General features: G+C 56.1%; 15 protein-coding genes and 1 pseudogene. 6 read left to right on the forward strand and 10 right to left on the reverse strand.

All coding sequences use genetic code 11. The features are described 5' to 3' along the window. Window positions 1-9: 9 nt before the first annotated feature. From DWV57_RS07880 to DWV57_RS07900, 6 genes and pseudogenes are all read left to right on the forward strand, one after another. Window positions 10-1,569, forward strand: coding sequence for a recombinase family protein (locus tag DWV57_RS07880; RefSeq protein WP_243112323.1), 1,560 nt, complete (start codon window positions 10-12; stop codon window positions 1,567-1,569). Window positions 1,570-1,582: 13 nt separating this feature from the next. Further along, a pseudogene (locus tag DWV57_RS14790) lies at window positions 1,583-1,708 on the forward strand (DUF6061 family protein); the annotation flags it as partial. A gap of 168 nt (window positions 1,709-1,876) precedes the next feature. Then, window positions 1,877-3,214 (forward strand): potassium transporter TrkG, encoded by a 1,338-nt coding sequence (locus DWV57_RS07885; RefSeq protein WP_120020456.1) that lies wholly within the window; start codon window positions 1,877-1,879, stop codon window positions 3,212-3,214. An 11-nt stretch (window positions 3,215-3,225) separates the two neighbouring features. Beyond that, complete coding sequence (locus tag DWV57_RS07890) at window positions 3,226-3,873, forward strand: TrkA family potassium uptake protein (RefSeq protein ID WP_120020457.1); 648 nt, start codon at window positions 3,226-3,228, stop codon at window positions 3,871-3,873. A gap of 280 nt (window positions 3,874-4,153) precedes the next feature. After that, the gene (locus DWV57_RS07895; protein ID WP_118526879.1) at window positions 4,154-6,037 is read left to right on the forward strand and encodes a DUF4118 domain-containing protein; all 1,884 of its coding nucleotides are present in this window, start codon (window positions 4,154-4,156) and stop codon (window positions 6,035-6,037) included. Then, complete coding sequence (locus tag DWV57_RS07900; protein WP_118526881.1) at window positions 6,030-6,740, forward strand: response regulator transcription factor; 711 nt, start codon at window positions 6,030-6,032, stop codon at window positions 6,738-6,740. Before DWV57_RS07895 ends, DWV57_RS07900 begins: the two co-directional genes overlap by 8 nt. A gap of 311 nt (window positions 6,741-7,051) precedes the next feature. On the opposite strand, the gene DWV57_RS07905 is transcribed toward DWV57_RS07900, so the two are convergent. The 10 genes from DWV57_RS07905 to DWV57_RS07950 all read right to left on the reverse strand — a co-directional run bounded on the left by DWV57_RS07905 (window position 7,052) and on the right by DWV57_RS07950 (window position 18,002). Beyond that, complete coding sequence (locus DWV57_RS07905; RefSeq protein WP_120020458.1) at window positions 7,052-7,774, reverse strand: ABC transporter ATP-binding protein; 723 nt, start codon at window positions 7,772-7,774, stop codon at window positions 7,052-7,054. Continuing rightward, window positions 7,767-8,609: an ABC transporter ATP-binding protein gene (locus DWV57_RS07910; RefSeq protein ID WP_118526885.1), complete on the reverse strand. Its 843-nt coding sequence runs from the start codon at window positions 8,607-8,609 to the stop codon at window positions 7,767-7,769. The genes DWV57_RS07905 and DWV57_RS07910 overlap by 8 nt, the downstream gene beginning before the upstream one ends. Next, the gene (locus DWV57_RS07915; RefSeq protein WP_243112324.1) at window positions 8,606-9,760 is read right to left on the reverse strand and encodes a branched-chain amino acid ABC transporter permease; all 1,155 of its coding nucleotides are present in this window, start codon (window positions 9,758-9,760) and stop codon (window positions 8,606-8,608) included. Before DWV57_RS07915 ends, DWV57_RS07910 begins: the two co-directional genes overlap by 4 nt. Window positions 9,761-9,765: 5 nt before the next feature. After that, the gene (locus DWV57_RS07920; RefSeq protein ID WP_120020460.1) at window positions 9,766-10,644 is read right to left on the reverse strand and encodes a branched-chain amino acid ABC transporter permease; all 879 of its coding nucleotides are present in this window, start codon (window positions 10,642-10,644) and stop codon (window positions 9,766-9,768) included. 145 nt (window positions 10,645-10,789) lie between these two features. Further along, a complete protein-coding gene (locus tag DWV57_RS07925) occupies window positions 10,790-12,007 on the reverse strand; it encodes an ABC transporter substrate-binding protein (RefSeq protein ID WP_120020461.1) in 1,218 nt (405 codons plus the stop codon). Window positions 12,008-12,276: 269 nt separating this feature from the next. Then, window positions 12,277-13,494 (reverse strand): carboxynorspermidine decarboxylase, encoded by a 1,218-nt coding sequence (locus DWV57_RS07930; RefSeq protein ID WP_120020462.1) that lies wholly within the window; start codon window positions 13,492-13,494, stop codon window positions 12,277-12,279. Then, complete coding sequence (locus DWV57_RS07935) at window positions 13,494-14,753, reverse strand: saccharopine dehydrogenase family protein (RefSeq protein WP_005943308.1); 1,260 nt, start codon at window positions 14,751-14,753, stop codon at window positions 13,494-13,496. The genes DWV57_RS07930 and DWV57_RS07935 overlap by 1 nt, the downstream gene beginning before the upstream one ends. Window positions 14,754-14,789: 36 nt before the next feature. Continuing rightward, window positions 14,790-15,665, reverse strand: a complete 876-nt coding sequence (gene speB, locus DWV57_RS07940; RefSeq protein WP_005943304.1) for an agmatinase — start codon at window positions 15,663-15,665, stop codon at window positions 14,790-14,792. After that, window positions 15,665-16,522 carry a polyamine aminopropyltransferase gene (gene speE / locus DWV57_RS07945; protein WP_044953854.1) on the reverse strand — a complete coding sequence of 286 codons (858 nt, stop codon included), beginning with the start codon at window positions 16,520-16,522 and terminating at the stop codon, window positions 15,665-15,667. The genes speB and speE overlap by 1 nt, the downstream gene beginning before the upstream one ends. Before the next feature lie 13 nt (window positions 16,523-16,535). Continuing rightward, window positions 16,536-18,002, reverse strand: coding sequence for an aminotransferase class I/II-fold pyridoxal phosphate-dependent enzyme (locus DWV57_RS07950; RefSeq protein ID WP_097775018.1), 1,467 nt, complete (start codon window positions 18,000-18,002; stop codon window positions 16,536-16,538). Window positions 18,003-18,104 lie beyond the last annotated feature (102 nt).

Consider the following 18,104-nt stretch of genomic DNA (forward strand, 5'->3'; position numbering starts at 1 on the left):
GTGCCTGCCATGACTGCCGTGATATACGCCCGCTATTCCAGCGACAACCAGCGTGAAGAATCCATTGAAGGTCAGATTCGGGAATGCACGGCCTATGCCGAAAAGAATGGCATCACCATCGTCAAGCACTATATCGACCGTGCTATCTCTGCCAAGACGGACAACCGCCCGGAGTTCCAGCAGATGATCAAGGACAGCGACAAAAAGCTGTTTGACATCGTGCTGGTCTGGAAACTTGACCGCTTTGCCCGGAATCGCTACGACAGTGCCCGGTACAAGACCCAACTGAAGAAAAACGGTGTCAAGCTCATGTCTGCTACCGAGATCATCTCCGAGGGGCCGGAGGGCATCATTCTGGAATCGGTTCTGGAAGGCTATGCCGAGTATTATTCCGCTGACCTTGCCGAAAAGGTTGTCCGTGGACAGACCGAGAACATTCTGAAAGGCCGCTGCAACGGTGGTCGTGGAACCTTTGGCTACACGCTGGATTCGGAGCGGAAGTTCCACATTGACCCTCTCACCTCGCCTTTTGTGCTGGAATCGTTCAAAAAGTACAATGAAGGCTCCACCATGAAGGAGATCCGGGACTGGCTGAACGAAAACGGCATCAAGAACCCGGTGGGCGGTGCGTTCACTTATAACAGTGTCGAACATATGCTCAAAAACCGGCGGTACATCGGGGAACTGAAATTCCGGGATGTGGTCGTACCGGATGCTATCCCGCCCATCATTCCGCTGGAACTGTTTGAGGATGTGCAGGAGAAGATCGCTAAAAATAAGAAAGCCCCTGCCCGTAGAAAGGCAGAGGACGACTATCTGCTCACCACCAAGCTGTTCTGCGGCTACTGCGGGGCACTGATGTTTGGAGAAAGCGGCACGAGCCGGACGGGAGAAGTCCACCGCTATTATAAGTGTGCCACTGCCAAGAAGCATAAGGGCTGCAAGAAAAAGACCGTCCGTAAACAGTGGCTGGAAGATCTGGTGGTCAACCAGACCATGCAGCTTGTGAAAGACGATGCCGCTATGGAATCCATCATCGCCAAGGTCATGGAGCTGCAAAACAAGGAGAACACCAACATTCCCCTCTATGAGAAACAGCTTCGAGATGCGGAATCTGGTATCCAGAATATGCTCAATGCGATTCAGGCCGGTATCCTGACCAGTTCCACCAAGGAGCGGTTGGAACAGCTCGAAGAAACCAAGCGTGAGCTTGAAGCCCGCATTGCGGAAGAAAAGCTGGCAAAACCCAAGGTCACGGAAGATTTCATCCGCTTCTGGCTGCTGCGGTTTCGTAAGCTCAACATGAACCAGAAAGATCAGCGGCAGGCATTGGTGGATACATTCATCAATTCGATTTACCTGTATGACGATAAGGTTTTGATTACCTTTAACTATAAAGAGGGTACACAGACCATTCCTTTTGAAAAAGTAGAGGAATCCAAAGCAAAGGGAAATGGTTCGGATTTTGATTGCGTAACTGCACCACAAAAAAGACAGCTTTTGATAGCTGTCTTTTTTGTTTTACATGACCGGTTCCCTTTAGCTGCAACAGCGGATAAGAGGACTTGAACAGGGCGGCGGCGCACAGCGGTCTGAACTGGACTATCTCATCTACAATGACCCGCTGGGCTACGCGGATTTGATTCTGAATGGCGACCCGGAGGAATACTTGAAGAATGCGGCCGGGAGCCACGGGCTAGAAATCTGAATGAATGCTGGACATTACCGCTTTTTTGAGCTGGTGATGTCCAGCATTTATTATTTGGTGTTGATCGATCAATTTTAATGGAATCTTTATATTTCTACAATTTTCTTTACGGCTCTTTTATCTATTCCATGCTAATCTTTATGCACACGGATAGGTAAAGGAGCTTTTATGATTCAATATCTTCGTTACAAGCGGCACCGTTTTTCTTCTTTTCAGGTCATTATTGCAGGTTTTGCGGCAGTCGATCTGGTGGGCGCATTGCTTCTGATGCTCCCGATCGCTGCACAGCAGCGGTGCGTCACACCGTTCCATGAGGCACTGTTTACCTCCACCTCCGCCCTTTGTGTGACCGGACTTGTGGTTCAGGATACCGGCAGCTACTGGTCGGCTTTTGGGCAAAGCGTGATTCTTCTTCTGATCCAGATCGGAGGATTGGGTGTCATTACGGTGGGCGCTGCCTTTGCACTGCTTTCCGGGCGAAAGATCTCCCTCAAGCAGCGCAGCACGATGCAGGAAGCTACTGCTGCCCCACAGATGGGCGGCATCGTGCGGCTGACTGGCTTTATTCTGCGGATCACCGCCCTGTTTGAATTGGCCGGTGCTGCACTGCTGCTGCCGACATTTTGCGCCGATTATGGGTTGCGCGGGATCTGGTATGCACTGTTTCATTCCATTTCGGCATTCTGCAATGCCGGTTTTGACCTGCTGGGAACAGAGGGTGCAAAATTTGTTTCGCTGACACGGTATGCAGGTGACCCATTGCTTACCACAGTGATTGCTGCACTGATCGTCTTTGGCGGCCTTGGCTTTCTGACATGGGAGGACATTTGTACATATCGCCTTGATTTTCGCCGTTACCGGATGCAGAGCAAGGTGATCCTTGTCACAACGGCATTTCTTCTGGTATTGCCGACGCTGTACTTTTATTGCTTCGAGTTCACGGCAGGCTCTGCCCGGCAGCGCATTTTATTGTCGATGTTTCAATCCGTTACCCCCCGTACTGCCGGTTTTAACACTGCTGATCTTGCTGCGATGGGCAGCACTTCACAGGCATTGATGGTGGTTCTGATGCTGTTGGGCGGTTCGCCCGGCTCCACGGCAGGCGGCATGAAAACCACAACATTCGCCGTTCTGCTGGCCAATATGTGGGCGACATTCCGCCGCAGAGAAGATGCCGAATTTTTCGGGCGGCGCATAGATGGTTCTGCGGTCAAGAATGCTGCCACCATTGCAGGAATGTATTTGACGCTGTTCTTCCTCGGAGCCTTTGTCATTGCTGCGGCCGAGCAGCTGCCGATGTCAGTCTGTCTGTATGAGACTGCTTCGGCTGTGGCAACGGTAGGTCTGACATTGGGCATCACGCCGCAGTTGGGGGTCCTTTCGCAGGGGGTGCTGATCGCACTGATGTTTTTGGGACGTGTTGGTGGATTGACGTTGATCTATGCGGCATTTGGCAGCAGCCCTGCCCACTCTCGTCTGCCGCAGGAGAAAATCGCGATCGGATAAAGGAGACAAGTATGAAATCGATTCTTTTGATTGGGCTTGGCCGTTTTGGCCGCCATATTGCGCAGGAACTGAATGAGCTGGGTCATCAGGTCATGGCGGTCGACAGCAACGAAGACCGTGTGAACGCCGTGCTTTCCTATGTGACGAATGCACAGATCGGTGACAGCACCAGCGAATACTTTCTGCGCTCCCTTGGTGTTGGCAATTTTGATGTGTGTATCGTAACCATCGGCGGCAATTTTCAGAATTCGTTGGAAACAACATCGCTGCTCAAGGAGCTGGGTGCAAAGCTTGTGGTCTCGCGTGCAGAGCGGGATGTACAAGCCAAGTTTCTGCTGCGCAACGGTGCGGATGAAGTGGTCTACCCGGAAAAGCAGCTGGCAAAGTGGGCAGCGATCCGATACAGCTCCGAACACATTCTGGATTATATCGAGCTGCAGGACGACCACGCCATCATGGAAGTGACCATTCCGCCGGAATGGACGGATCGCACGATCGGTGAGATCAATATCCGAAAAAAGTATAACATCAATATTCTTGCGCTGAAAAAAGACGGAAAGCTTGATATGAACATCACGCCGGATACGCAGCTGTGCCGGGATGAAAGTATGCTGGTTTTGGGAAAATACGCATCGATCCAGAAGTGTTTCCGGCTTTAAAAAGGATAGGACGGATCATATGGATGTCGTTTTGTTACTGATGGTTCTTGGAGTCATGTTGAGTGGCTTTTGGGCAGCAGATGCGTTGGATCACATGCGGAAGGAGATCCTTCGACAGGAAGGAAAAAGACGTGGCTGGTGGTCGTGACCGTCAAATTGTGCTATACTGTGGGCAAGGCAGGTGATTTTTATGAATCAGAACGACCCACCCACAGAACATATTCTGGCGTGTCTGTCGTCCTCTCCCTCCAATGCAAAAATCGTGCGGACGGCGGCAACAATGGCAAAGGCATTCGGCGGCTCTTTTACTGCGTTGTATGTCAAAACACCGGATGCCGACTGGATGAGTGCGCAGGACAAACAGCGCTTGCAGCAGCATATCCACATGGCGGAACAGGCGGGCGCAGATATTACGACCCTCTACGGCGATGACATTCCACAGCAGATCGCAGAGTTTGCCCGGATCTCCGGCATTACAAAAATCGTACTGGGGCGCTCCAGCGTACATCGCCGCCATTTCTGGAGTGGACCGTCACTGACTGAAAAATTGACGCTGACTGCGCCCAATCTGGATATTTATATCATCCCGGATGCAGCAGTGGAGCAGGATTACGGCTCTGGCAGAAGGCTGTTTGCCCGTTCCATCGTCCCATCGTTCCGTGACCTGCTGATTACGGCAGGGATTCTAGCCTGCATCACGGTGATCGGCTTTTTGTTCCTGCAACTGGACTTTGCGCGCTACAATATCATTATGTTCTACATGTTGGGTGTTTTGCTCACGGCTCTTACAACATCTGGCTATTCCTGCGGCGTTTTGGGCTCGATTGCCAGCGTTGCGCTCTATAACTTCTTCCTGACGGAGCCAAGACTGACATTCCATGCCTATGATCCGGGGTATCAAATCACCTTTGTGCTGATGCTGACTTCTGCCATCGTCACCTGTACGCTGACGACCCGGTTGAAAGATCAGGCAAAAATGTCTGCACAGGCGGCGTTTCGGACGAAGGTGCTGTTTGATACCAGCCAGCTTTTGCAGAAAGCGACCAACGAAGACGAAATTTTATCCCTGACGGCAGCGCAGCTTACCAAACTGCTAAACCGGAACCTGATCGTGTATCCAGAGCAGGATGGTTCTCTTGGACAGGGGCAAATTTTTAACACAGTGGAAGAAAGCAGCCGACTCAGTTTTGATTCTGCGCCGGAACGCAGTGCCGCTGAGTGGTGCTTTGCAAATAAGAAGCGTTCGGGTGCATCAACGGATTACTGTACCGATGCAAAAGGACTGTACCTTGCGATTCGTACAGGCAGCGGTGTGTTTGGTGTTATCGGCATCGACCTGTCAGAACGCTCCATGGATGCGTTTGAAAACAGCGTCCTGCTGTCGATCCTTGGTGAATGCGCATTGGCAGTGGAAAACCGTCGCATTGCGCTGGAAAAAGAACGAGCTACCATGCAGGCGCAGAATGAACAGTTGCGGGCAAATCTGCTGCGCACGATCTCGCATGATCTGCGCACCCCGCTGACCTCCATTTCCGGCAATGCCAGCAATCTGCTTTCCAACGGAGAAACGCTGGATACAGAGACCCGGAACAAGATCTGCACCGATATTTTTGATGATGCACAATGGCTGATCGGTCTGGTGGAAAATCTGCTTTCCATCACCCGCATTGAAGATGGCCGGATGAATCTGCAGATCTCACCGCAGCTGATGGACGAAATGATCGAAGAAGCACTGCACCATGTCAACCGGAAAAGCTGTGAACACACCATCACAACACAGTATGGGGACGAGATCCTCCTGGTCAATGTGGATGCACGGCTGATCATGCAGGTCGTTGTCAATCTGGTGGATAACGCCATCAAATATACCCCTGTGGGCTCGGTCATTCGGATTTCGGCTTACCGGAAAGACCATCAGGTCGTAGTGGAAGTTGCAGATAACGGCCCCGGTATTCCGGATCGCGCAAAAGCACAGGTGTTCGAGATGTTTTATACCGGGCAGAGCCGTATTGCAGATAGCCACCGCAGCCTTGGCTTGGGCTTGCCCCTCTGCCGTGCGATCCTGACGGCTCACGGCGGAACATTGACCCTGTGTGACAACATTCCCAATGGCAGTGTCTTTTCCTTTGCATTGCCACAAAGTGAGGTGAACATTCATGAATAAGCCGTCCATTCTGGTCGTAGAGGATGATGTTCCTGTACGGTGTCTGATCACAACGACCCTGAAGACCCACGGCTATAAATATCTGACTGCTTCCAATGGGGAAACGGCGATCATGATGGCCACCAGCCACAATCCGGACATCATGCTGCTGGATCTTGGGCTGCCCGATATAGACGGCATCGAGGTCATCCGCAGCGTCCGCACATGGTCGAACCTGCCCATCATCGTCCTGAGTGCCCGGAGCGAAGATTCTGATAAGATCGAAGCACTGGACAACGGCGCAGACGATTATCTGACAAAGCCGTTTTCCGTGGATGAGCTGCTGGCAAGACTGCGTGTAACGCAGCGTCGATTGAATCTGCTGGCTTCTGACGGCATAAACAGTCCGGTTTTTGTCAATGGTCCTTTAAAGATCGACTTCTCGGCCGGGTGCGTCTGGCTGGGTGAGAATGAATTGCATCTGACCCCCATCGAGTACAAACTGCTGTGTGTGCTGGCGCATAATGTGGGCAAAGTGCTGACGCATACATCCATCACACAGCAAATATGGGGAAGCACGCAGGAAAATGATATTGCCTCCTTGCGTGTTTATATGGCAGCCCTGCGCAAAAAACTGGAACGATGCCCGAATGCGCCGCATCTGATCCAGACCCATGTTGGTGTCGGATACCGGATGCTTCGTGTGGAAAACGATGAAGCATAGTAAAAAACAGGGTGCGCCCCCGAATAGAACGCACCCTGAAAAATCCATATACGATAGCGATATGTACAACAGGGAGTTCCCCAGCGGGAACTTCCTGTTTTTCGTTGTTTGCATGATGAGCCTGTTCCGCTGTTTATAATATGACTGTCTTTGGACTGAACAATTTGCACAAAGAAATAGCGCAAAATCAGAAACCCGGAACCCTTTTTGAACCATTTTGGCCCCGAAAAGGTTCCGGGTTTTATGCATGATTTCTTCAGGGAGCTATTTTGCAACAGCCCCTCTCTGCCGTTAGCGGTTCTTATAAAGTTTCAGGTGCGGTCAGCGCGCTTTTTGCCGAGGTATGCGGCCTTGACCTGTTCATTGGTCAGCAATTCAGCACCCGTGCCGGAAAGGGTCAGGGTGCCGGTCTCCAGCACATAGGCGTAATCGGCCACCTTCAGGGCCATGTTGGCGTTCTGCTCGTTCAGCAGCACGGTGATGCCCTGCTGGTTCACGGTGCGGATGATATCAAAAATTTCCCGTACCACGATGGGCGCAAGGCCGAGGCTTGGCTCGTCCAGCATGAGCAGCTTCGGCTTGCTCATCAGGGCGCGGCCCACGGCCAGCATCTGCTGCTCGCCGCCGGAAAGGGTGCCGGCGCTCTGCCAGCTGCGCTCCTTCAGACGGGGGAACAGACTGTACACCCACTCAAGGTCTTTCTCGGTTTCGGCCTTATCCTTGCGCAGGTATGCGCCGATCTTCAGATTTTCCAGCACAGTCAGGTCGGCAAACACCCGGCGGCCCTCCGGCGACATGGCAATGCCGCTGGAAACGATCTGGTCGATGGGCTTGCCCAGCAGTTCCTGCCCGTTCCACAAAATGGAGCCGCTCTGTGCCTTTACAAGGCCGGAAATGGTGCGCATCAGGGTGGACTTGCCTGCGCCGTTGGCACCGATCAGGGTAACGATCTTGCTGTCCGGCACGTTCAGCGACACACCGCGCAAGGCCTGAATGCCGCCGTAGGAAACATGTAAATCCTTGATCTCAAGCATCTTCGTCCACCCCCAGATAAGCGTCGATCACCCGCGGGTCGTTCTGCACCTCGGCGGGCGTACCCTCGGCGATCAAGCGGCCAAAGTCCAGCACATAGACCCGGTCGGAAATATCCATCACCAGATCCATGTGGTGCTCGATCATGAACACGGTCAGTCTGAAATCGGTGCGGATGCGGTCAATAAAGGCGGTCAGTTCTTCGGTCTCCTGCGGGTTCATACCGGCAGCAGGCTCATCCAGCAGCAGCAGCTTCGGCTCGGTGGCAAGCGCGCGCGCGATCTCCACCCGACGCTGCAGGCCGTAGGGCAGGCCGGTAGCCAGTTCATTGCGCACATCCTCAAGTCCCAGCACATGCAGCAGGTTTTCGCACTCCTCGCGCTGGCGCTTTTCCTCGTCTGCGTTCAGCCGGAAGGTGGCGCTCAGCAGGTTGGCCGAGCGACGGCAGTGCTTGGCGATGAGCACGTTCTCAAACACGGTCTGGCTCTTCCATAGACGGATATTCTGGAAGGTGCGGGCAATACCCATCTGGGTGATCTTATCGGGCGTGGGGACGATCATGTGGGAATACCTGCCCGCGTTCTGGCCCTTATAGAGCTTTTTCATCTTGCCGTGGGGCGTGTTCTCAATGATCTTGCGTCCCTCGAACCACACCGCGCCGTTGGTGGGCGCATACACGCCGGTGACAACGTTGAACGCGGTGGTCTTGCCGGCACCGTTGGGGCCGATGAGGGAGACGATCTGATCTTTATCCACCTTCAGGTTCAGATTGTCCACAGCCACCACGCCGCCAAACTGCATCGTGGCGTTTTCAATGGTCAATACGTTTTCACTCATTTGGAACGCGCCTCCTTTTTGGCAGCTTTTGCAGTGGATGCGGGCTTTTTCTGGAACAATTCACGGTCGCCCATGATGCCCTTGCGGAAGAACAGCATCACCGCCATAATGATGATGCTGAACACCACCATGCGGAAGCCGGAACGCAGCAGCGGCACACGGAAGCCGACGATCCAGGTCTCGTTGTCGAGGAAGCGCAGCAGCCATTCGGAGCTGGCGATGAACAGGAAGGATGCGATGATGGAACCGGACACCGAGCCAATGCCGCCAATGACCACGATCAGCAGGATCTCGTAGGTCATGCTGGATTTGAAGGTGGTGGCCTGCACGCTGGCCTGATACATGGCAAGCATTGCGCCGGAGATACCGGCAAAGAAGCTGCTGATGATAAAGCTCATGCGCTTGTGGCTGGCAAGGTTGATGCCCATGGCTTCGGCAGCGATCTCGTCATCACGGATGGCTTTGAAGGCACGGCCATAGGTGGAGTTGATGAGCAGCAGAATGATGGCGATGCAGATGCCGGAGAAGAGGAAGGGCATCACGGTCTCCAGATGCAGAGTTACACTGCCCAGCGAAAGGTTGAAGCTGGCAAAGCTGGTAAAGCCGTACAGAAGGTTGGAACCGTTGGTCAACGGGCCAAAGCCCTCGTAAACCACGGCGGCACGGATGATCTCGGCAAAGCCCAGTGTAGCAATGGCAAGATAGTCGCTCTTGAGCTTCAGCACCGGCAGGCCGATGAGGAAGGCGAACAGCGCTGCGATAAAACCGGCCAGGATCAGGCAGAACACAACACCCAGCAGCAGGCCGAAGCCGCCCAGAGGTTTGGAGAGCAGTTCCGGGATGGAGAAGCCGATGCCGCCGTTTGCATAGCGCTGATAGATGGACTTCTGCGAAGCGGCGGGAATGGTGAGGATGGCGTAGGTGTAGGCACCCAGCAGCATAAAGCCTGCCTGACCCAGACTGAACAGGCCGGTAAAGCCGTTCAGCAGGTTCATGGAGACAGCCACCAGTGCATAGATGGCACCCTTGCGCAGCACGGTGAGCAGCATGGAGGGCACAAAGCTCAGGTTATCCAGTGCCAGCAGCACCACCAGCAGAGCGGCCAGCGCCAGTGCGGCCCGGAGATAGATGCGTTTTTTCTCTTGTTTCATGGTCATCACACTTTCTCGGTCAGGTTTTCACTGAACAGGCCGGTAGGCTTGACGGCCAGAACCACGATCAGCAGTGCAAAGGTGAACGCATCACTGAAGGTGGTAGCGCCTGCACCTTTAATAAGGCTCTCGCAGATGCCGATGATGAAGCCGCCGATCACCGCACCGGGAATGGAGCCGATGCCGCCGAACACCGCAGCCACAAAGGCTTTCAGGCCGGGCATGGCACCCACAGTGGGGGTGACTGCCGTGTAGTTGGAAAAATACATCATGGAACCGATGGCCGCAAGGAAGCTGCCCACCGCAAAGGTAAAGGAGATGATATTGTTGATCTTGATGCCCATGAGCTGGGCGGTCTCAAAATCGCGGGAAGCGGCGCGCATGGCCATGCCGATCTTGGTCTTCTGGATCAGGGTAACAAGCGCTGCCACCAGCACAATGACGAGGAACGGCGTTACCACCGTCACCCGCTTGGTCTGGCAGCCCAGCACCGTGACGGTGTCGCTGATCCACGGCAGAGCAGGGTACTGCTTGGCCAGACCGCCGGTGACATACCACATCGAGTTCTGCAAAAGGTAGGACATGCCGATCGCGGAGATCATTACCGACATGCGCGGCGCAGTGCGCAGGGGCTTGTAGGCGATCTTTTCCACTGTGATACCCAGCAGTACCGTTGCCACCACCACCAGCGGGATGGAAATGGTCAGCGGAAGGGAAGCAGTAGCGTACACCATCAGAAAACCGGCTACGGTAAAGATATCGCCGTGGGCAAAGTTGATCAGGCGCAGGATGCCGTACACCATTGTGTAGCCAATGGCGATCAATGCATACTGGCCGCCCACCGAGATACCTGCCAGCAAATAGGGCAGAAACTTTGCAGCCATAAGGGGGACCCTCCATTTCTTACAACTTTTAATAAAATAAACTCCTCCAGTCACCTCCGGTGACAGCCCCCTCCCAGAGGGGGCCAAACCTGCCGGAAGGCTACAAAAAGGCTCCCTCGCTGACTGAGGGAGTTTAAAGTTTTGTTCAGCCTTCCACGCTCTGAGTCTTGACGAACTCAAATGCGCCGTCGGCAGCTTTCTTGATGTAAGCCATATCCTTGTTGGCATCACCGGTGGTCTGGTCAAAGGTGATGCTGCCGGTCACGCCGTCATAGTTTACGCCGTACAGAGCATCGCGGATGGCGGTGCCGTCGGTGCTGCCTGCTGCCTTGATGGCTTCCAGAGCCACCATGTAGCCGTCGTAGCCCAGTGCAGAAACAGCTGCCACGATGTCATTGCCGCCGTTGTTGGTCAGCTTCTGGCTGTCGGCGTTCAGCCACTCCTTAAAGCCGGTCACGAACTCCTTGGCTGCGCCGGAATCATCGTTCTCATCAAAGAAGGTGGAGCAATACACCTGCACGCTGGTGCCCTTCTGGGCATCCAGAATAACGCTGGACTCCCATGTGTCGCCTGCGGTAATGGGTTTGTCAAAGCCTGCAGAAGCAGCCTGTGTGATGATCTGGGCTGCGTAGGTGGTGGCGCAGGGAGCAAAGATCACATCTGCACCGGCGTTGATGGCGTTCTGGATATAGGCGGAAAAGTCCGAGGTGCCCTCGGGGAACTGCTCGCTGGTAACAGTGCCGCCCAGATCCTCAAAAGCGTTGACGAAGTAGGTGGCCAGACCGGAGCCGTAGTCCTCGCCCAGCATGCTCAGCACGTAGGCGTTGGCAGCACTGAACTCATCCTTTGCAAAGTTTGCCATGACCGAGCCCTGGAACGGGTCAAGGAAGCAGACACGGAAGTAGTAGGGGTTGGCCTCAGTCACGGCGGGGTTGGTGCAGGAGCAGCCAATGGCCGGGATGGAAGCGGACTGGAAGGTGGGAGCGGCTGCAATGGAAACACCGGAGCCGTAGCTGCCCAGCACGATGGAGACTTTCTTGGAGACCAGCTCCTGTGCAGCAGTCACGGCCTTATCGGTGCTGGACTGGTTATCCACTTCCACCAGCTCCACGTTATAGGTCTCACCGCCGATCTCCACGGTGGGAGCAAGGCTGTTGGCATACTCGACACCCAGCACTTCCTGCTTGCCGCCTGCGCCGTTATCACCGGAAGCCGGTTCAAACACGCCGATCTTAATGGTCTTGCCGCCTGCAGAAGAGCCGCTTGCGGAACCGCCAGAAGAAGAGCAGCCTGCCAAAGCTGCTGCTGCGGCGGTGATGCCTGCCGCTTTCAGGAAATCACGACGAGAAATGAATGCTTTCATAAGAATTGCCTCCTCTATTATTTCTTAACACTTTCCCAGATAAAACAAGAAAAACCCGCAGCGGCGCAGTGATCCTCAGATCCTGCATCGTTGCGGGTTTCTTAGCATTGTTTTAGCACATGAAAAGGAACTTGTCTAGGCTGAATATGAATATTTTTAAATTTTCGTCAGATGATAAAAAGAAACTGTATTTGAACGGCGTGCATTTTGGGCGGTTTTGATACAGACTGTCTTTTGGTTAAATACAGATTTGCCGTAAGGGTCATACTTTAATCCGCTGCACGTCCCAGCCGCATCTTGAAATCGCTGTAACCGAACTTCACCAGCTCCCGGCAGGTGCCGTTTTCGTCCATTGCCCAGATGGGCGGCAGCGGCATCCCGTTGAAGGTGTTGTTCTTGCAGGTGGTGTAGATGGCCATATCGCCGAAAATGAGCCTTTGCCCCTCGGTGAGCGGGGAGGCAAAGCTGTAGTCGCCCACCACATCCCCGGCAAGGCAGGTGGGGCCGCCAAGGCGGATGAGGTACGGCTTTTCGCCGGGATCCCCGGCATCCAGCAGCGGCGGGCGGTAGGGCATCTCGATCACATCCGGGGTGTGGCAGGCCGCAGACATGTCCAGAATGGCAAGGCTCGTCTCGCCATTTTGCAAAGTATCCAGCACAGTGGTAACAAGATACCCGGCGTTCAGCGCCCATGCTTCGCCCGGCTCCAGATACACCTGCACGCCGTACTTTTTCTGTGTTTCGGTAATGCACTGTTCCAGCGTGGCAAGGCGGTAGCCGGGGCGGGTGATATGGTGCCCGCCGCCAAAGTTGAGCCACTTCATCCGGGGCAGAAGATCCCCGAACTTTGCTTCCACCGCCGCCAGCGTTAAGGCCAGTGCATCGGCATCCTGCTCGCACAGGGTGTGGAAGTGCAGTCCGTCCAGTAATTCGGGCAGGGCCGGGTCTGCCTGCACGGCGGCATCCCACTGGGCGCGGGTGGTGCCAAGGCGGCTGCCCGGGGCGCAGGGGTCGTAAATTGCATGGCCTTCCTGCGTGGAGCACTCCGGGTTCAGCCGCAGGCCCACGCTCTTGCCCGCCGCCTTTGCTGACGGGCCGAACTTTGCCAGCTGGCTGGGCGAATTGAACACGATGTGGTCGGCGTACTGCAGCAGCTCCGCGAACTCGTCTGCCCGGTAGGCCGCGCAGAACACATGGTTCTCTTTTTCCGGCAGCTCTTCTTTGCCAAGGCGGCTCTCGTACAGGCCGCTGGCCTCGGTGCCCGCCAGATAAGGAGCCAGCACCGGGTAAACATTAAAGTTGGAAAAAGCCTTCTGCGCCAGCAGAATTTTGCAGCCGGTGCGCTGCTGCACCCCCAGCAGAAGTTCGCCGTTGCGGCGCAGCTGCCCCTCGTCCAGCAGGTAGCAGGGGGTGGGCAGAGAGGCAAGCGCTTCCCAAGAAAGGTTTGCAAGGCCCGCAAAGGGCGGGCGGGTATCGGCCAGCCGCATCAGTCCACCAGCGCCGGGCTGTGGCTCTCGGAACGGGGCAGGCCGTACTTGTCCAGAGCGTCCAGATACGGGTCCGGATCAAACTCTTCCACAGTGTGCACGCCCTTGGTGGTCCACTTGCCGGTGAGCAGCATCAGTGCGCCGCACATGGCCGGTACGCCGGTGGTGTAGCTGATGGCCTGAGAGCCGACCTCCTTGTAGCACTCCTGATGGTCGCACACATTATAAATATAGTAGGTCTTTTCCTTGCCGTCCTTCTTGCCGGTGAAGATGCAGCCGATGTTGGTCTTGCCCTTGGTGCGGGGGCCAAGGCTGGCGGGGTCCGGCAGCAGAGCCTTGAGGAACTGGATGGGAACGATCTCCTGCCCGTTGAAGTTGACCGGGGTGGTAGACAGCATGCCCACATCCTCCAGACAGCGCATGTGGTCGAGATAGCTCTGGCCAAAGGTCATGAAGAAGCGGATGCGCTTTGCCTCCGGGATGTTCTTGGCAAGGGACTCGATCTCCTCGTGGTGCAGCAGGTACATATCCTTGTCGCCCACCTGATCGAAGTTGTATTCCCGCTTGATGCTCATAGCCGGGATCTCCACCCAGTGGCCGTTCTCCCAGTAGCTGCCGGGGGCAGACACCTCGCGCAGGTTGATCTCCGGGTTAAAGTTGGTGGCAAAGGCATAGCCATGGTCGCCGCCGTTGCAGTCCAGAATGTCGATGGTGTCAATGGTGTCGAACTCGTGCTTTTTGGCGTAGGCGCAGTAAGCCTGGGTCACGCCCGGGTCGAAGCCGCTGCCCAGCAGGGCGGTCAGGCCGGCTTCCTCAAACTTCTTTGCGTAGGCCCACTGCCAGCTGTAATCAAAGTAGGCGGAGAAGCCTGCTTCCTTGCAGCGCTTCTCGTAGATGGCACGCCACTCCGGGTCGTCGGTGTTCTCCGGCTCGTAGTTGGCAGTGTCCATGTAATTTACGCCGCAGGCAAGGCAGGCATCCATGATGGTCAGGTCCTGATAGGGTAGGGCAATGTTCATCACGAGGTCGGGCTGATAAGCCTTGATGAGGGCGATCACCTCGTCCACCTTGTCGGCATCCACCTGTGCGGTGGTGATCTTGGTAGCGGTTTTGGGGGCCAGCTCTGCAGCCAGCTTGTCGCACTTGGACTTGGTACGGCTGGCGATGCAGATCTCGGTGAACACCTCGGGTACCTGACAGCACTTGTGGATGGCAACGGAGGCCACGCCGCCGCAGCCGATAATCAGAACTTTGCTCATGATTTTTCTCCTTTATGTCAATGTGTGCAAATTCGGTCAGACCTGAAAGCCGGGCCAGCCCTTGTCCAGCGCAATCAGCGTTTCGCGCAGCACCTTGCAGGCGGTGGCGGTGGAAACGCCGGTGGTATCCAGCGTGGGAGCCAGCTCGTTGAGGTCTGCGGCTACGATGTTGGCTTTCGTCACGGTGCGGATGGCATCCAGCAGCTGCAAAAAGCTCACGCCGCCGGCTTCGGGCGTGCCGGTGCCGGGGAAGCAGGAGGGGTCCAGACAGTCGAGGTCGATGGTCAGGTAGACGGGCACCTTGCTCTCGCACAGCTGTTCCGTCAGCTCGGCAAGGCCGGTAAAATCGAATTTGTGCATCTCGGTGTGCTGGGCTGCAAACTCGAACTCGGCGCGGTCGCCGCTGCGGATGCAGAACTGATGGATGCGGCCGTCGCCCACCAGCTCGTGGCAGCGGCGCAGCACGCAGGCGTGGCTCAGCTTTGCACCAAGGTAGTCGTCCCGCAGGTCGGCGTGGGCATCAAAGTGCACGATGTGCAGATCCGGATATTTCTTCACAGCAGCCCGCACGGCACCCAGCGTCACCAGATGTTCACCGCCCAGCAGCAACGGGAACTTGCCGTCCTGCAGGATCTCCTCTGCGCGGGCTTCGATGTCCGCAAGGGCGCTCTCGCTGGAGCCGAAGCACAGCTCCAGATCGCCGCTGTCGAAGATGTCAAAATCGGTCAGGTCGGCATTCTGGTAGGGGCTGTAGGTCTCCAGACCATAGCTTTCGTGTCGGATGGCCGCCGGGCCGAACCGTGCGCCCGGGCGGTAGCTGGTGGTGGAATCGTAGGGCGCACCGTACAGCACGATGCTGGCGGCGCGGTAGCTGCTGTCACAGCCGATGAAGTTTTCAATGTTGGGTTGCATCAGTGTTCCTCCACTTCCCGCAGCATTTCCTCAAGGAATGCCGGCAGGTAAAATGCGCCGACATGCAGCCGGGCGGTGTAATAGCGGGTGCGCATGTTCAGCGCCTTCCATGCGTCTGCATCCAGATCATCGATGGGATGATACTTTTTGCTGGCAAAGCCGAACAGCCAGTACCCAGCTGCAAAGGTGGGAATGTGTGCCTGATACACTCGGCTGATGGGGAAGGTGGACGCAATGCGCTTGTGGCTGCGCTGCATGGCGCTGGCATCCTCGGCATAGAAGGGGCTGCCCTGCTGGTTCACCATGATGCCGTCCGCTTTCAGGGCATTGAAGCAGCTGCCGTAGAACTCGCGGGTGAACAGACCCTCGGATGGGCCGAAGGGATCGGAGGAGTCCACGATGATGAGGTCGTACTCCTCCTCGCAGCGGCGGATATACTTGAGGGCGTTCTCAAAATAGATGTGCACCCGGCGGTCATCCATGCGGCAGGCGTTGCTGGGCAGGAAGGCGCGGCAGGCTTCCACCACCTGCGGGTCCATCTCCACAAGGTCGATGCGCTCCACCCGGTCGTAGCGGGTCAGCTCCCGCACCACGCCGCCGTCACCGGCACCGATGACAAGGATGTCTTTTGCCTGCTTGTGCACCGCCATGGGCACATGCACGATCATCTCGTCATAGATGAATTCGTCGCGCTCGGTCAGCATCACATTGCCGTCCAATGTGAGCACCCGGCCAAACTCCGGCGTTTCAAAAATATCGATGCGCTGGTAATCGCTCTGCTTGGAGTAGAGCTGTTTGTTCACCCGGATGCTGTGCTTCACATCCGGGGTGTGAAACTCGGAAAACCAAAATTCCATCTGCATTCCCTCCTTATGCCAGAACGTTCAGCCGCTCGATGTCCGGGTCCTCGGGGCCGGTCATGCTGCAGCCCTTGGCCTTGGCGTACTCGATGTAGTTCAAAATTTCCTTGGTGATGCGCTCGCCCGGGGCCAGAATGGGAATGCCCGGCGGGTAGCACATGACGAACTCGCTGCACACCATGCCCTCGGTCTCCCGGAGCGGCAGGCTCTTTTTGGGCGCATAGAACGCTTCCTGCGGGCTGGCGGCCACAACGGGGTCGATGTATTCCTGGCTCAGCAGGCCGGAGCCGTCGGTCTGGTAGCGGCGCTTGATCTCGGCCAGCGCGCTGACCAGACGCTCCACCTCCTGCGGGCGGTCGCCGATGGAAAGGTAGGCCAGAATGTTGCCAATGTCGCCGAACTCGATCTGGATGTCGTACTCATCGCGCAGGATGTCGTATACCTCAATGCCTGCAAGGCCGATATCCAGCGTGTGGACGCTGAGCTTGGTGGTATCAAAGTCAAAAACGGAGTCGCCGTTGCACAGCTCCTTGCCAAAGGCGTAGTAGCCGCCCACGGCGTTGATCTCCTCGCGGGCATACTCGGCCATGTCGGCCACTTGGTGGAATACCTGCCGCCCGCGCTGCGCAAGGTTGCGGCGGGAGATATCCAGACTGGACATGAGCAGGTAGCTGCCGGAGGTGGTCTGGGTCAGGTTGATGATCTGCCGCACATAGCCCGGGTGCACATTGGGGCCGATGAGCAGCAGGCTGGACTGCGTTAAACTGCCGCCGCTCTTGTGCATGGAGACGGATGCCATATCAGCCCCTGCCGCCATGGCAGACACCGGCAGGCCGCCGCCAAAGTAGAAGTGGGTGCCGTGGGCTTCGTCCGCAAGGCAGAGCATCCCGGCATCGTGGGCCATTTTTACGATGGCACGCAGGTCGGAGCAGATGCCGTAGTAGGTGGGGTTATTCACCAGCACAGCCACAGCATTCGGATGCTCTTTGATGGCCTTTTCCACCTGTTCCCGCTTCATGCCCAGCGAAATGCCAAGGCGCTTGTCCACCTCGGGATTCACGTATACCGGCACTGCGCCGCACAGCACCAGTGCGTTCAGCACACTGCGGTGCACGTTGCGGGGCAGAATGATCTCATCGCCCCGCTTGCAGGCGGTGAGCACCATGCTCTGCACGCTGCTGGTGGTGCCACCCACCATGAGGAACGCGTGGGCAGCGCCAAAGGCATCTGCGGCCAGCTCCTCTGCTTCCCGGATGACCGATACCGGGTGGCAGAGATTATCCAGCGGCTTCATGCTGTTCACATCCACGCCCACGCACTGCTGGCCCAGAAAGGCGGTCAGCTCCGGGTTGCCGCGGCCCCGCTTGTGGCCGGGCACATCAAAGGGCACCACCCGCATTTTGCGGAACTGTTCCAGCGCTTCATAGATGGGCGCACGGTTCTGGTTCAGCCGGAACCGTGTTCGGTTCTCACTCATGTTTTTCCTCCGTCCCTGATCCCGATGCAAACAAAAAAGCGCAAGTACCGCACAAAAAGTGCAGACTTGCGCTTTGAAAAGCATTTGAATGCGCCGCCAAAG

This window comes from Faecalibacterium sp. AF10-46 (assembly GCF_003604105.1).
Classification (GTDB): domain Bacteria; phylum Bacillota; class Clostridia; order Oscillospirales; family Ruminococcaceae; genus Faecalibacterium; species Faecalibacterium taiwanense.

Excerpts from the sequence above, each read along its gene's own strand:
- DWV57_RS07880 (WP_243112323.1), top strand. The coding sequence starts at position 10 with ATGACTGCCGTGATATACGCCCGCTATTCCAGCGACAACCAGCGTGAA.
- DWV57_RS07885 (WP_120020456.1), top strand. The coding sequence starts at position 1,877 with ATGATTCAATATCTTCGTTACAAGCGGCACCGTTTTTCTTCTTTTCAG.
- DWV57_RS07890 (WP_120020457.1), top strand. The coding sequence starts at position 3,226 with ATGAAATCGATTCTTTTGATTGGGCTTGGCCGTTTTGGCCGCCATATT.
- DWV57_RS07895 (WP_118526879.1), top strand. The coding sequence starts at position 4,154 with ATGGCAAAGGCATTCGGCGGCTCTTTTACTGCGTTGTATGTCAAAACA.
- DWV57_RS07900 (WP_118526881.1), top strand. The coding sequence starts at position 6,030 with ATGAATAAGCCGTCCATTCTGGTCGTAGAGGATGATGTTCCTGTACGG.
- DWV57_RS07905 (WP_120020458.1), bottom strand. The coding sequence starts at position 7,774 with ATGCTTGAGATCAAGGATTTACATGTTTCCTACGGCGGCATTCAGGCC.
- DWV57_RS07910 (WP_118526885.1), bottom strand. The coding sequence starts at position 8,609 with ATGAGTGAAAACGTATTGACCATTGAAAACGCCACGATGCAGTTTGGC.
- DWV57_RS07915 (WP_243112324.1), bottom strand. The coding sequence starts at position 9,760 with ATGAAACAAGAGAAAAAACGCATCTATCTCCGGGCCGCACTGGCGCTG.
- DWV57_RS07920 (WP_120020460.1), bottom strand. The coding sequence starts at position 10,644 with ATGGCTGCAAAGTTTCTGCCCTATTTGCTGGCAGGTATCTCGGTGGGC.
- DWV57_RS07925 (WP_120020461.1), bottom strand. The coding sequence starts at position 12,007 with ATGAAAGCATTCATTTCTCGTCGTGATTTCCTGAAAGCGGCAGGCATC.
- DWV57_RS07930 (WP_120020462.1), bottom strand. The coding sequence starts at position 13,494 with ATGCGGCTGGCCGATACCCGCCCGCCCTTTGCGGGCCTTGCAAACCTT.
- DWV57_RS07935 (WP_005943308.1), bottom strand. The coding sequence starts at position 14,753 with ATGAGCAAAGTTCTGATTATCGGCTGCGGCGGCGTGGCCTCCGTTGCC.
- speB (WP_005943304.1), bottom strand. The coding sequence starts at position 15,665 with ATGCAACCCAACATTGAAAACTTCATCGGCTGTGACAGCAGCTACCGC.
- speE (WP_044953854.1), bottom strand. The coding sequence starts at position 16,522 with ATGGAATTTTGGTTTTCCGAGTTTCACACCCCGGATGTGAAGCACAGC.
- DWV57_RS07950 (WP_097775018.1), bottom strand. The coding sequence starts at position 18,002 with ATGAGTGAGAACCGAACACGGTTCCGGCTGAACCAGAACCGTGCGCCC.